The sequence below is a fragment of the Thermus brockianus genome (genome assembly GCF_021462505.1).
Classification (GTDB): domain Bacteria; phylum Deinococcota; class Deinococci; order Deinococcales; family Thermaceae; genus Thermus; species Thermus hydrothermalis.
Genome location: NZ_JAKEDV010000002.1, coordinates 207,444 through 219,341, shown reverse-complemented (window position 1 = coordinate 219,341; position 11,898 = coordinate 207,444). Strand labels below are relative to the sequence as shown.

Sequence of the window (11,898 nt, the reverse complement as noted above, 5' to 3'; positions counted from 1 at the left end):
TTACTTGACGATGGGAATGGGCCTTGGTAGACTCAAGGTCGGCACTTGGAGAGGTGCCCGAGTGGCTGAAGGGACACGACTGGAAATCGTGTAGGCGGGCTTAAACCTGCCTCGCGGGTTCGAATCCCGCCCTCTCCGCCAAAGACCCCGGCCAAAGGGCCGGGGCTTTCAGCTCCATTCCCTCGCTCAAAAGGCCCGCACCGCCACGCCCTCCGCCTCCAAGGCCTCCCGCACCGCCCGCGCCACCTGGGGGGCGTTGGGGTTGTCCCCGTGGATGCACAGGGTGTCGGCCCGCACCGAAACCTCTCCCCCGTCCAGGGCCTCCACCTTGCCCTCCAGGACCATGCGCACCGCCCGGCGGGCCGCCTCCTTAGGGTCGGTGATCCAGGAACCGGGGAGGGATCGGGGGGCAAGCTGGCCGTTTTTCAGGTAAGCCCGCTCGGGGAAGGCCTCGAGGACCACCCTAAGCCCCGCCCGCCTCGCCTCCTCCTCGTAGACCGTGCCGGGGAGGACCACCAGGGGAAGCCCCGGGTCAAAGGCCTTCACCGCCTCGGCGATGGCCCGGGCCGTTTCCCGGTCCCGGCAGGCCTTGAGGTAAAGGGCCCCGTGGGGCTTCACGTGGTGCAGGGGAAGGCCTTCCGCCCGCAGGAAGGCGTAAAGGGCCCCTGTCTGGTAGAGGACGTCGGCATAGACCTCTTCGGGGCTTAGGGCCATATCCCGGCGGCCGAAGCCCACCAGGTCGGGAAAGCCGGGGTGGGCCCCCACCGCCACCCCGTGGGCCTTGGCCAGGGCCACCGCCTCCCGCATGCGGTTCGGGCTTCCCCCGTGGAAGCCGCAAGCCAGGTTCACCGAGGTCACCAAGGGGAAAAGCTCCCGGTCGTGCCCGTAGGTGTAGACCCCGTAGGACTCCCCCGCATCCGCATTCAGGTCCACCCAACCCGCCATGCCCTTAGCCTATCAGGGAGGGTAGCCAAGCCCCGCCAACACCGCCTTCACCCGCTCCGCCCAAAGGTCCTCTCGGCCGTAGACCGCCTGGACCCGCTCAAAAGCCTTGGGTTCCAGGGGGACCAGGGCCAAAAGGGCGTGGAAGGGCTGGAGAAGCCCCAGGGGAAGCCCGCCCCCGGCGTAAAGGAGGAGGTCCGACCTGAAGGCCAAGGCCTCCACCTCTTCCCGCCTCAAGGCCACGTGCCCCCGGGCCCTTTGGGGCAGGCGGGCGAGGAAGGCGTCCCCTTCGGCGAAGCTTGGGGCGGCCACGGAAACCTGGGCCAAGGGGCGGAGGAAAGGGGCCAAGGAAGGGCGCAAGGGGCCGAGCCAAAGCCCCTTGGCCCCCGGGAAGCGGGCGGAGAGCAAGCGCTCCAGGGCCACCCCTTCCGTGTACTGGCCCCAAAGCCCCCCCATCCCCACCGCCACCAGGTCCACCAGGCCCGCCTCCTCCGCCTCCGCCTCGAGGCGCACCCCCTCCGGCGGGGAAACCCCCTCCGCCAGGACCATCCCGGCAAAACCCAGGGGCAGGAGGCAGGGCAAAAGCTCCCACGGCCTTTCCGCCTCCATGGGGTAGGGGAAGAGGGGAAGGCGCAGGGACACCACCTCGGCCACCAAGGGGTCAAAAAAGGCCGCATCCCCCCGGTGGAGGAAGGCCAGGGGGCGGGTCCTGTGGTAGGGGGGCCACACGGGCTACCTCCTAGGCGGGGCGCAGGTCGGCGTACTTGAGGGAAAGGCGCTTGAGCCCCACCCCCTCAAAGTGCACCGTCACCTCGTCCCCCATGGCCGCCACCACCACCCCGGGCCCAAACCGGGGGTGGACCACCTTTTCCCCGCCCTTGTAGGCCCCGGGCTTGGGCCGGTGGGGGGGCGGGACGGGCTTGGGGTTCCGGTAGGGGTCGTACACCTGGTAAAGGCTTTCCTCCACCTCCTCCAGGAAGCGGCTTGGCCTTGAGGCCTCCGTGCGGCCATAGACCTCCCGCTCCTCGGCGTAGGAGAGGTAAAGCCTTTCCTGGGCCCGGGTAACCCCCACGTAGAAGAGGCGGCGCTCCTCCTCCAAGCCCTCCAAGGTGTTCAAGGAGTTCCGGTGGGGCAGAAGCCCCTCCTCCACCCCCACCAGGAAGACCACGGGGAACTCCAGGCCCTTGGCGTTGTGGAGCGTCATGAGGGAGACCTTCCCCTCCGCCTCCCCCGGCTCCTCCGCCCGGGCCGTCAGGGCCACCTTGTCCAGGAATTCCATGAGGCTATCCGCCTCCTTGGCCGCCCTAAGAAGCTCCTCCACGTTCTCCAGGCGGTCCTCGTGGTCCTCGGGGTAGGCCTCCTTGAGGTAGGCGGGGTAGTCGGTGGCGAGGAGGAGGTGGCGGAAAAAGGCCTCCGCCGGGCCAAAGGCCAGGTCCATGAGCTCCTCCATGAGGGCCACGAAGTGGCGCACGGGCTCGGGGCGGGCCAAGACCCCTTCCGCCGCCCTCAGGGCCTCAAAGAGGGGAAGCCCCTTTTCCTGGGCCAGGCGGGCCACCTTTTCCACCGTGGCGGGGCCGATGCCCCGGGGCGGGGTGTTCAGGATGCGCTTCAGGCTCACGCTGTCCAAGGGGTTGAGGGCCAGGCGGGCGTAGGCCAGGAGGTCCTTCACCTCCGCCCGCTCAAAGAAGCCCACCCCCCCCACCACCCGCGCCCCCACCCCCCGGCTCGCCAGGGCCTGCTCCAGGAGGCGGCTTTGGGCGTTGGTGCGGTAGAGGACGGCGATGCGGTCAAACGGGGGTCCCAGGCGCAGGATCTCCTCGGCCACGAAGCGGGCCTCCTCCCGGGCGTCCTGGGCGCGGAAAAGCCGCACGGGCTCCCCGCCCCGCTTCACCGGCCTTAGGGTCTTCTCCAGGCGCAGGGCGTTCTTGACGATGACGGCGTTGGCGAAGCGCAGGATGGCCTCCGTGGAGCGGTAGTTCTCCTCCAGGCGGTACACCTTGGCCCCCGGGAAGTCCTCCGTGAACTGGAGGATATTCTTGATGTCCGCCGCCCGGAAGGAGTAGATGCCCTGGTCCGGGTCCCCCACCGCCATGAGGTTGGCCTCCTCCCCGGCCAGGAGCTTGGTGAAGCGGTACTGCACCGGGTTCGTGTCCTGGTACTCGTCCACGTGGATAAAAAGGGCCCTCTTCCGCACCCGCTTGAGCACCTCTTGGTCCTCCTCCAAAAGCCTCTGGGCGTAAAGGAGGATGTCCCCAAAGTCCAAGGCCCCTTGGGCCTTAAGGGCCTCCTGGTAGCGGAGAAGGACGTCTTTTAGCTTCCCCCGGGAAAGCCCGGCGTAGTACTCGGGAAGCTCGGAAAGGAGGGCCTCCGGGGCCTCCCCTCGGTTCTTGGCCCGGTCCAAGAGGGCCTTGATGGGCCCCGGCTTGGCGGAGAGGCCAAGCTCCTTCAGGACCTCCTTGAGGAGGGCCGTCTGGTCGTCCTCGTCGTAGACCACGAAGCCGGGTTTTAGGCCCACCCGCTCCCCGTAGACGCGGAGGATGCGCAAAGCGGCGGCGTGGAAGGTGGAAACCCAGACCTCCCCCGCCCCCTTCACCATGCCCTTAAGCCGCTCCCGCATTTCCTCCGCCGCCTTGTTGGTGAAGGTCACCGCCAGGATCTCCGTGGGGAAGACCCCCCGGTGGGCGATGAGGTAGGCCACCCGGTGGACCACGGTGCGGGTCTTGCCGCTACCCGCCCCCGCCACCACCAAGGCGGGGCCTTGGAAGTGGAGGACCGCCTGGCGCTGGGCCTCGTTAAGGGAGGAGAGGAGGGCCTCGTCCACGGGGTGGAGTCTACCACGGGGTAGACTTGGGAACATGGAGCTTCGTCCCACCCAAGAAGGCTTCCTCGGCGAGCTGGCCAAGGATTTCACCTTCGCCGCCTTAGGGCGCCTGGCGGCGGGGTTTGGCGAGCGCCTGAAGGAAGAGGGCATGGGGCGGGTGGTGGTGGGCTACGATGCCCGCTTCCTGGCCCGGGAGATGGCGGAGGAGGCGGCGGGGGTGCTTGCGGCAATGGGCCTCGAGGCCTTCCTCCTCTCCGGGCCTTCCCCCCTTCCCCTCTTTGGCTTCGCCCTGGAGAGGCAGGAGGCGGCGGGGCTTTACCTCACGGCGGGGCGGAGGTCCGCCCGCTTCCAAGGGGTCAAGCTCCGCCTTTTCCCCGGGAGGCCCCTTCCCGGGGAAGCGGTGCCCTTCCTGGACCCCCCGGCCACCCGGGGAAGCTTCGTCCCCTTGGACGTGAAGCGGGCCTACCTGGAGCACCTGGCGCAAAGCGCCGGAGAGGTGCCCAAGAAGAAGGGCGTGGTCTATCTGGACGCCATGGGGGGAGCGGGGGGCGGGGTCCTGCCCGGGGTGTGGAAGCGTTTGGGCCTCGAGGCCGAACTCCGGGAAATCCACCCCCTCCCCCACCCCCTCTTCTACGGGGTGGACCCGGACCCAAAGCCGGAGAACCTAAAGACCCTTCAGGTCCTCCTCAAGGCCCAAGAGCCCCCCACCCTGGGCCTGGCCCTGGACGGGGACGCCTGCCGGCTTAGGGTCTACCTCCCCGGGGGGGAGCCCTTGGGGGACGAGGCCCTTTTGGGCCACCTGAAGGAAGCCCTGGGCGGCCAAGGGGTGGAAGGGGACGGGGAAGGGGGCTTCCGCTTCCCCTGGCACCTGAAGGAGCAAGACCCCTTCCTCGCCGCCCTCCTCCTCCTGGGGGTCCTCCTATGAGGGAAATCCTGCCCGGGGTCTATTTGCTCCCCGTCCCCATCCCGTACCCCCTGAAGACGGTGAACCTCTACCTCCTGAAGGGAAAGGGAGAGGTGGCCCTGGTGGACACCGCCCTGGCCACCCGCACCGCTCAAGGGAGCCTGGAGCTTTACCTGGCGGAGCTTGGGCTTTGTTTCCAGGACGTGAAAACCGTCCTCCTCACCCACCACCACCCGGACCACTATGGGCTTGCGGGCTTCTTTGAGGGCCTAGGGGCGAGGGTCTTTCTGCACGCGGAGGAGCTAGGCCGGGGCCACCGCTTCTGGCTCACCCCCGAGGCCTTTGAGGAGGCCTCCTGGCGGCTTTTCCTGGACCACGGCACCCCCGAGGAGGCCCTTTTGGGCATCCGGGAAACCATGGCCAAGACCCGCGAACGGGTCCACCCGCCCAAGGCGCCCCTGGCCCTCGAGGACGGGGCGGTCCTGGAGGTGGCGGGGAGGCGGCTTCGGGTCCTCTGGACCCCCGGCCACGCCGATGGGCACGTGGCCTTTTACCTGGAGGAGGAAGGGGTCCTCCTGGCGGGGGACGCCCTTTTGGACCACGTCTCCCCCAACGTGGGCCTTTGGGCCTACACCCGGGAAAACCCCCTCGAGGACTTCCTAAGCTCCCTGAAGCGCCTGGCCGGGCTCCCCGCCCAGGTGGCCTACGCCGGGCACTTTGGCCCCATCCGGGACATCGGAAAGCGGGCACAAGCGCTTCTCGCCCACCACGAGGAGCGCCTCCAAGCCCTCCTCACGCACCTGGAAAGCCCCAAAACCGCCTGGGAGCTCTCCCTCCTCCTCTTCCCCCAGGACCTGGACGCCGCCGGGCGCCGCTTCGCCTTCGCCGAAACCCTCGCCCACCTGGAGTACCTGCGAAAGGAGGGAGCGGTGGGGCGGGAAGGCCCCCCGTACCGCTACTTCCGGGCCTAACGCCCCTTGCCCCGGCGAGGGCCGGGCGGTAAACTTTGACCCGGTTCAAGGAGGTGCCATGCATCCTTGGTACGCACACTACGATCCCGGGGTCCCCAAAGAGGCCCCCACGCCCCGGCTTCTGACCGAGGCCCTGCGGGAAAACGCCCGCCGCTACCCCAAGAAGGTGGCCTTGGAGTTCCTGGGGCGAAGTCTTACCTACGCCGCCCTCTTTCGCCAGGTGGAGGCCTTCGCCAAAGGGCTCCAAGAGGCGGGGCTTGAGCCAGGGGACCGGGTAGCCATCATGCTCCCCAACTCCCCCCAGTTCGTGGTGGCCTTCTTCGGCACCCTCTTGGCGGGGGGGGTGGCGGTGAACACCAACCCCATGTACACGCCTAGGGAGCTAAGCCACCAGCTTCGGGACTCGGGGGCCAAGGCCCTGGTCATCCTGGACCAGCTCCTTCCCCGCTACCAAGAGGTGAAGGAGGAAGTCCCCGTGCGCATCCTGGTGCGCACGGGCATCCAGGACTACCTTCCCTTCCCCAAGAACCTCCTCTACCCCCTCATGCTCAAGCGCAAGGGGCAGTGGCCCAAGACCCTCGAGGGCATCCCCTGGCGGCGCTTCCTCAAGCCCGGCACCCCTAGCCCCGTGCCCCTGAGCCTGGACGACCTGGCCCTTTTGCAGTACACCGGGGGCACCACCGGGGTGGCCAAGGGGGCCATGCTCACCCACCGCAACCTCTCCTCCAACGCCCTGCAGGTGCGGTCATGGATCCCCGACTTCCGGGAGGGGGGAGAGGTGGTTCTGGGAGCCATCCCCTTCTTCCACGTCTACGGCATGACCGTGGCCATGAACCTGGCCCTCCTGGGGGCGGCCAAACTGGTCCTCCTTCCCCGCCCCGAGATCGGGCCCATCGTGGAGGCCATTGAGAAGCACGGGGTCACCCTCTTCCCCGGGGTGCCCACCCTGTACGTGGCCTTCAACAACTTCCCCGGGATTGAGAAGCGCAACCTAAGGAGCGTCCGGGCCTGCATCTCCGGCTCCGCCCCCCTGCCCCTCGAGGTGGCGGAGCGGTTTGAGGCCCTCACCGGGGCCAAGCTGGTGGAGGGGTACGGGCTGACCGAGGCGAGCCCCGTCACCCACTGCAACCCCCTCCACGGCCCAAGAAAGCTCGGGAGCGTGGGCCTTCCCTTCCCCGGGGTGGAGGCCAAGGTGGTGGACGAGGAGGGGAAGGAAGTGCCCTTGGGCGAGGTGGGGGAGCTCATCGTCAAGGGCCCCAACGTCATGAAAGGCTACTGGAACCGCCCCGAGGAAACCCAAAAGGCCCTCAAGGACGGCTGGCTCTACACCGGCGACATGGCCCGCATGGACGAGGACGGCTACTTCTACATCGTGGACCGCAAAAAGGACATGATCATCGCCGGCGGCTACAACATCTACCCCCGCGAGGTGGAAGAGGTCCTCTACACCCACGAGGCCGTCCAGGAGGCCGCCGTGGTGGGCGTCCCCGACCCCTACCGCGGGGAAACCGTGGCCGCCTTCCTCGTCCTCAAGCCCGAGTACCGGGGCAAGGTGACGGAAAAGGACATTGAGGCCTTCTGCCGCCAACACCTGGCCGCTTACAAGGTGCCCCGCATCATTGTCTTCCGGGAAAGCCTCCCCAAGTCCAGCGTGGGGAAGATCCTGAAGCGGGAGCTCACCAAAGCGCTCGGGCCAAGGCGGTAGGATAGCCCCATGGGCAAGGTTTACAAGAAGGTGGAGCTGGTGGGGACGAGCCAGGAGAGCCTCGAGGGGGCCATCCAAACCGCCCTAGAGCGGGCGCAGAAGACCCTCCGGCACCTGGACTGGTTTGAGGTCAAGGAAATCCGGGGGACCATCGGCCCGGAGGGGGTGAAGGAGTACCAGGTGGTGCTGGAAGTGGGGTTCCGCTTGGAGGAGTAATCGCTTCTGCGCCCAAAGCTCACACCCCTTTACAAATCCTCGCTCAAGAGATATGCTAAGGGCAAGGGGGTGAAGGGGTATGAGCGCCACCGGTCTGGAGGTCTTTGACACCACCCTCCACAAGACCCACACCTGGCTCAAGGCCATCATGGAGGAGCTGGGCACGGAGGACCGCCACCGGGCCTACATGGCCCTCCGGGCCGTCCTCCACGCCCTCCGGGACCGCTTGCCCGTGGAGGAGGTAGCCCAGCTCGGGGCGCAGCTCCCCATGCTCATCCGGGGCATCTACTACGAGGGCTGGGACCCCACGGGCAAGCCCCTAAAGGAGCGGCACAAGGAGGCGTTCCTGGCCCACGTGGCCCGGGAGCTCAAGACCCCATCCGGCCCGGCGGTGGACCCCGAAAGGGCGGTGAAGGCGGTGTTCAAGGTCTTGGGGCAGAGGGTGGCCGAAGGGGAGATAGCAGACGTCCGCCAGCTCCTTCCCAAGGAGCTAAGGGGGCTCTGGCCCGAGGGCTAGGGAAGCCCCCCAGGCGGGGGGGTTAGTCCAGGACGAAGCGGTCCTCGGTTTCGTGCAGGCGCACCCGGTGGACGATCCGCTGGTCCTGGGCCCCATTGGGCTCGGTCATGGCCACCACGGTTACGTAGGGGCGCAAGGGGCTCCGCAAGACCTTCTTGGTGAGGGTTTCCTCCACCTGGAAGATGCCCGCGGAGTTGTTCATGGTCACCTGGATCTCCACCGGGACCTTCTCGCCCTTAAGGATGCGCACCTCGTCCACCGCCAGGGCGCTGATGGAGTGGATGTCAATGCTCCCCAGGGCGAAGGCCTTCCGCCCCCGGCCCTTGGTGATGTCCGTGCCGTCCGCCACGGCGGTGATGCCCGCCTCTATGGTGAGGGGCTCGGGGGAGAGGTCGTGGCTGTAGATGCTATGGAGCATCAGGGCCCTTAAGGCGGTGCGTTGCTCGGGGTCTGGGTAGATCTTTTCCAGGATGCGGTTCAGGATGGGCAGGGCCAAGGAAACCCCGAAGGCCTCGTGGTGGTCCCGGTGCACCTGGTTGCCCAGGTCGTGGAGCATGGTGGAGAGGAGGACCACCACATAAGCGTCCTCCAGCTCCCCCGCCCCGGACTCGAGGGTGTCCAGGCGCACCCCCGCCTCCGCCAAGAGGCCCAGGATGGCCACGCTGGCCGCCCCGGTGAGGAGGGCATGGACCCGGCCGTGGTCGTTGTAGCCCAGCTTGCGCATGGTGATGTAGTTGGCCATGTTCCAGCCAGCCCGGGCCTCGGGATCTTGGATCAAGAGCTCGTACGCCCTAAGCGCCTTGGGGAAAGGCCTGAGGCGCTCCCGGATGGCCTGGTCGGCCTCGGCGTAGAGCTTGGCCTTGGGGCTAGCTACGTGGACCACGCGTTCTCCCGTCATGCGCACCCCTCACCTTACACCGGGCCCTGCAAAAGGAAAGGGGCTCACTCCCCTTTGAACTCCGGCGCCCGCTTTTCCAGGAAAGCCCGCACCCCCTCCTTCATGTCCTCCGTGGCGGCGGCGTAGCCGAAGAGGTCCGCCTCAATCTCCAAGGCCTCCGCCAGGTCCAGCCCCTCGCCCCGCACCACGCTCTCCTTGGCCAGGGCCAGGGCGATGGGGGCGTTTTTCAGGATCTTCTGGGCGAGCTTCTTGGCCTCTTCCAGGGCGTCCTCCCCCACCCGGTTCACCAAGCCCAAAAGGAGCGCCTCCTCCGCCTCCACGTGCCGCCCGGTGAAGATGAGGTCCAAGGCCCGCCCCCGGCCGATGAGCCGGGGCAGGCGCTGGGTGCCGCCAAAGCCGGGGATGAGCCCCAAGCCCACCTCGGGAAGGCCCAGCTTGGCCCCCTTGGCCGCCACCCGCAGGTCGCAGGCCAGGGCGAGCTCCAGCCCGCCGCCCAAGGCGTACCCGTGGATGGCGGCGATGGTGGGGATGGGCAAGGCGGCGATCTCGGCGAAGACCTGCTGGCCCAAAAGGGCGTACTCCCGGGCCATGAAGGGGTCTTTAAGGGCGGCGATCTCCTTGAGGTCCGCCCCAGCGGCAAACGCCCTCCCCTCCCCCGTGAAGATGGCCACCCGGGCCTCGGGATCCTGGTGGATGACCTCCGCCACCTGGGCGAGCTCCTCCAGGACCTCCCGGGATAGGGCGTTGAGGGCCTCGGGCCGCCTTAGGGTCACCAGGGCGATGTTCCCCTCCACCTCGTAGGAGAGGTGCTGGAACTCGGGGATTTCCAGGATGAACTCGTGCTCGTGTTCGTGCTCCATGCTACACCTCCAGCAGGGCCAATAAGGCCACCTCCACCATACGCCTTATCCCCTCCTGGAGCACCTCGGGCGGGGCGAGTTCGGGGTCGCCGATCCGGTTGGAAACCGCAAGGATGGCCCCCGCCTTCACCCCCCGCATCCGGCCCAGGAGGAAGAGGGCGCTCGCCTCCATCTCAAAGGCCAGGACCCCAAAACGGCTCCATGCGCGGGCCGCCTCGGGGGTGGTGGCGTAAAAGGCGTCCTCGGTGGCCACCAGGCCCACGTGGTGGGGGTAGCCCCGCTCCGCCGCCTTCGCCCAAAGGGCGCGGAAGAGGGAAGGGTCGGGAACGGGGGCGTAGGGAAGTCCCCCAAGGTACTGGCGGGTGGCCCCGTCCAAGGGCACCGCCCCCTGGGCGATGACCAGGTCCCCAGGGGCCAGGGCCCCGTCCACCGCCCCGCAGGTACCCACCCGGAGGAGGACCCGGGCCCCAAGCTGGATGAGCTCCTCCGCCACGATGCTGGCGGAGGGAGCCCCCATCCCCGTGGTCTGCACGGAAACGGGCACCCCACGGTAGCGCCCGGTGTAGCCCAGAAGCCCCCGGTGGGTGTTGTAGGTCACCGGATCTTCCAAAAACGTCTTGGCGATCCACTCCGCCCGGCCCGGGTCCCCGGGAAGGAGCACCCGTTCCGCCACATCCCCGGGTTTGCCCCGCACGTGGATGGGACTCATACCGCCTAAGGATACTACAGCCTGAGGGCCGGAAGCCCTTCCACCAAGGTCTCGTCGTGGGTGGCGAGGACCAGGGCCGCCCCCACCTCCCCCGCCAAGGCGCGCATGAGGGCCAGGACCTCCCGGGCCTGGTGGCGGTCCAGGCTCGCCGTGGGCTCGTCCGCCAGGAGGAGCCTGGGCCTGAGGTAAAGGGCCCGGGCCACCGCCACCCGTTGCCGTTCGCCCCCGGAAAGCCGCTGCGGCAGGAAGTGGGCCCGCGCCCCAAGCCCTAGGCGCTCCAAGAGGAAAAGGCCCCAGGCCCGGTCCACCCGTCCCGCCAAGTACCCGGGGGCCAGGACGTTCTCCAAGGCGGTGAGTTCGGGGAAGAGGAAGTGGTGCTGGAAGACGAGGCCCAAAAAGCAGAGCCTGCGCCGGGCCAGGACCTCTTCCTTTAGTCCCCGGATGGGCGTCCCTTCCCAGAACACCTCCCCCTCCTGCAAAGGAAGAAGCCCCGCAAGGAGGTGGAGGAGGGTGGTCTTGCCGCTTCCCGAAGGCCCCAGCACGGCGAGGGCCTCCCCAGGCCCTAGCCGCAAGGAAAGCCCCCGGAAGAGGGGGCCGTTGGCGTAGGCGAAGCCGAGGTCTTGGGCCTCGAGGACCGGGCGCACCCTCTCATCCTCTAGGCAAAAGATGAAGCCTCGGTTAGAGTAGGACCGATGCGGGGAAGCCCCTTGTTCCAGGACCTGGCCCCGGAGGAGGTGGAGCTCGCCCTTTCCTACTTCCAGCCCCTCTTCTTCCCCAAGGGGAAGGCCATCTTCCAGCAGGGGGACCTGGGCCAGGCCCTTTACCTGGTGGAGGCGGGGCGGGTGCGGCTCTACCGCACCCACCTGGGCGGGCAGGAGAAGACCCTGGGCTTCCTGGGCCCCGGGGAGGTCTTCGGGGAGATGAGCCTCCTGGACCAAGGGGAAAGGAGCGCCAGCGCCGAGGCCGAGGAGGACGCCCACCTCCTCGCCCTCTACCGGGAAAGCTACCTGGCCCTCATCCGCCGCCTGCCCCTCCTGGCCCACAACCTCGCCCGCATCCTGGCCCGGCGCCTGAGGGAGCTCAACGTGGAGATGGACCTCCTGGCCTTTGAGGAGGCGCAAAGCCGGGTGGCCTACGCCCTCCTCAAGCTCCACCGCCAGGGGCATGGCCCCCGGTTCCGCCTGCGCCACCAGGACCTGGCGGCCCTGGCGGGGGCGAGCCGGGAAACGGTGACCCGGGTCCTGCACGACCTAAAGGAAAAGGGCGTCCTCGCCTTGGCCCCGGGGGAGGTGGAGGTGCGGGACTTTCGGCTTCTGGAAGAGGTGGCCTTCGGCCTGGTCTAAGGGAGGTGCGCC

The 11,898-nt window shown here is 68.2% G+C and carries 13 protein-coding genes and 1 tRNA gene; 7 read left to right on the top strand and 7 right to left on the bottom strand.

Translation table 11 applies throughout. From position 1 onward, the window contains the following. The first annotated feature begins 47 nt into the window (after positions 1-47). Positions 48-141, top strand: a tRNA-Ser gene (locus tag LXN00_RS03315). A 45-nt stretch (positions 142-186) separates the two neighbouring features. On the opposite strand, the gene LXN00_RS03310 is transcribed toward LXN00_RS03315, so the two are convergent. From LXN00_RS03310 to LXN00_RS03300, 3 genes are read right to left on the bottom strand one after another with little or no spacing between them, the layout of a single operon-like run. Then, a complete protein-coding gene (locus tag LXN00_RS03310) occupies positions 187-945 on the bottom strand; it encodes a LamB/YcsF family protein (protein ID WP_234504709.1) in 759 nt (252 codons plus the stop codon). A gap of 12 nt (positions 946-957) precedes the next feature. Then, positions 958-1,671, bottom strand: a complete 714-nt coding sequence (locus tag LXN00_RS03305; protein WP_234504706.1) for a hypothetical protein — start codon at positions 1,669-1,671, stop codon at positions 958-960. A gap of 10 nt (positions 1,672-1,681) precedes the next feature. Further along, positions 1,682-3,763 carry an ATP-dependent helicase gene (locus LXN00_RS03300; protein ID WP_234504704.1) on the bottom strand — a complete coding sequence of 694 codons (2,082 nt, stop codon included), beginning with the start codon at positions 3,761-3,763 and terminating at the stop codon, positions 1,682-1,684. 34 nt (positions 3,764-3,797) lie between these two features. Here LXN00_RS03300 and LXN00_RS03295 point away from each other — a divergent pair, with 34 nt between their 5' ends. The 5 genes from LXN00_RS03295 (at position 3,798) to LXN00_RS03275 (ending at position 8,076) form a co-directional block, all read left to right on the top strand. Then, positions 3,798-4,688, top strand: a complete 891-nt coding sequence (locus tag LXN00_RS03295; protein WP_234504701.1) for a phosphoglucomutase — start codon at positions 3,798-3,800, stop codon at positions 4,686-4,688. Further along, complete coding sequence (locus LXN00_RS03290) at positions 4,685-5,638, top strand: MBL fold metallo-hydrolase (RefSeq protein ID WP_234504698.1); 954 nt, start codon at positions 4,685-4,687, stop codon at positions 5,636-5,638. Before LXN00_RS03295 ends, LXN00_RS03290 begins: the two co-directional genes overlap by 4 nt. Positions 5,639-5,696: 58 nt before the next feature. After that, positions 5,697-7,343 carry a long-chain-fatty-acid--CoA ligase gene (locus tag LXN00_RS03285; protein WP_234504695.1) on the top strand — a complete coding sequence of 549 codons (1,647 nt, stop codon included), beginning with the start codon at positions 5,697-5,699 and terminating at the stop codon, positions 7,341-7,343. Between the two features lie 9 nt (positions 7,344-7,352). After that, positions 7,353-7,559, top strand: coding sequence for a dodecin (locus LXN00_RS03280; protein ID WP_234504693.1), 207 nt, complete (start codon positions 7,353-7,355; stop codon positions 7,557-7,559). 79 nt (positions 7,560-7,638) lie between these two features. Continuing rightward, positions 7,639-8,076: a DUF2267 domain-containing protein gene (locus LXN00_RS03275; RefSeq protein ID WP_234504690.1), complete on the top strand. Its 438-nt coding sequence runs from the start codon at positions 7,639-7,641 to the stop codon at positions 8,074-8,076. A gap of 22 nt (positions 8,077-8,098) precedes the next feature. Here the strand turns inward: LXN00_RS03275 and LXN00_RS03270 are convergent, their stop codons facing one another. Genes LXN00_RS03270 through LXN00_RS03255 form a run of 4 tightly spaced genes read right to left on the bottom strand, consistent with a single transcriptional unit; the run spans position 8,099 to position 11,187 of the window. Then, complete coding sequence (locus tag LXN00_RS03270; RefSeq protein WP_234504688.1) at positions 8,099-8,974, bottom strand: phosphohydrolase; 876 nt, start codon at positions 8,972-8,974, stop codon at positions 8,099-8,101. Between the two features lie 44 nt (positions 8,975-9,018). Next, on the bottom strand, positions 9,019-9,834 hold the full coding sequence (locus LXN00_RS03265; protein WP_234504686.1) for an enoyl-CoA hydratase/isomerase family protein: 816 nt from the start codon (positions 9,832-9,834) through the stop codon (positions 9,019-9,021). 1 nt (position 9,835) lies between these two features. Continuing rightward, positions 9,836-10,543, bottom strand: coding sequence for a purine-nucleoside phosphorylase (locus tag LXN00_RS03260; RefSeq protein WP_234504684.1), 708 nt, complete (start codon positions 10,541-10,543; stop codon positions 9,836-9,838). Between the two features lie 14 nt (positions 10,544-10,557). Beyond that, positions 10,558-11,187 (bottom strand): ABC transporter ATP-binding protein, encoded by a 630-nt coding sequence (locus LXN00_RS03255; RefSeq protein ID WP_234504682.1) that lies wholly within the window; start codon positions 11,185-11,187, stop codon positions 10,558-10,560. Positions 11,188-11,235: 48 nt separating this feature from the next. Between LXN00_RS03255 and LXN00_RS03250 the strand changes: the two genes are divergently transcribed. Next, positions 11,236-11,886, top strand: coding sequence for a Crp/Fnr family transcriptional regulator (locus LXN00_RS03250; protein ID WP_234504680.1), 651 nt, complete (start codon positions 11,236-11,238; stop codon positions 11,884-11,886). The last annotated feature ends 12 nt before the right edge of the window (positions 11,887-11,898 follow it).

Coding starts and splice junctions, on each gene's coding strand:
- LXN00_RS03285 (WP_234504695.1), top strand. CDS start 5,697: ATGCATCCTTGGTACGCACACTACGATCCCGGGGTCCCCAAAGAGGCC.
- LXN00_RS03280 (WP_234504693.1), top strand. CDS start 7,353: ATGGGCAAGGTTTACAAGAAGGTGGAGCTGGTGGGGACGAGCCAGGAG.
- LXN00_RS03270 (WP_234504688.1), bottom strand. CDS start 8,974: ATGACGGGAGAACGCGTGGTCCACGTAGCTAGCCCCAAGGCCAAGCTC.
- LXN00_RS03295 (WP_234504701.1), top strand. CDS start 3,798: ATGGAGCTTCGTCCCACCCAAGAAGGCTTCCTCGGCGAGCTGGCCAAG.
- LXN00_RS03275 (WP_234504690.1), top strand. CDS start 7,639: ATGAGCGCCACCGGTCTGGAGGTCTTTGACACCACCCTCCACAAGACC.
- LXN00_RS03250 (WP_234504680.1), top strand. CDS start 11,236: ATGCGGGGAAGCCCCTTGTTCCAGGACCTGGCCCCGGAGGAGGTGGAG.
- LXN00_RS03265 (WP_234504686.1), bottom strand. CDS start 9,834: ATGGAGCACGAACACGAGCACGAGTTCATCCTGGAAATCCCCGAGTTC.
- LXN00_RS03310 (WP_234504709.1), bottom strand. CDS start 945: ATGGCGGGTTGGGTGGACCTGAATGCGGATGCGGGGGAGTCCTACGGG.
- LXN00_RS03290 (WP_234504698.1), top strand. CDS start 4,685: ATGAGGGAAATCCTGCCCGGGGTCTATTTGCTCCCCGTCCCCATCCCG.
- LXN00_RS03260 (WP_234504684.1), bottom strand. CDS start 10,543: ATGAGTCCCATCCACGTGCGGGGCAAACCCGGGGATGTGGCGGAACGG.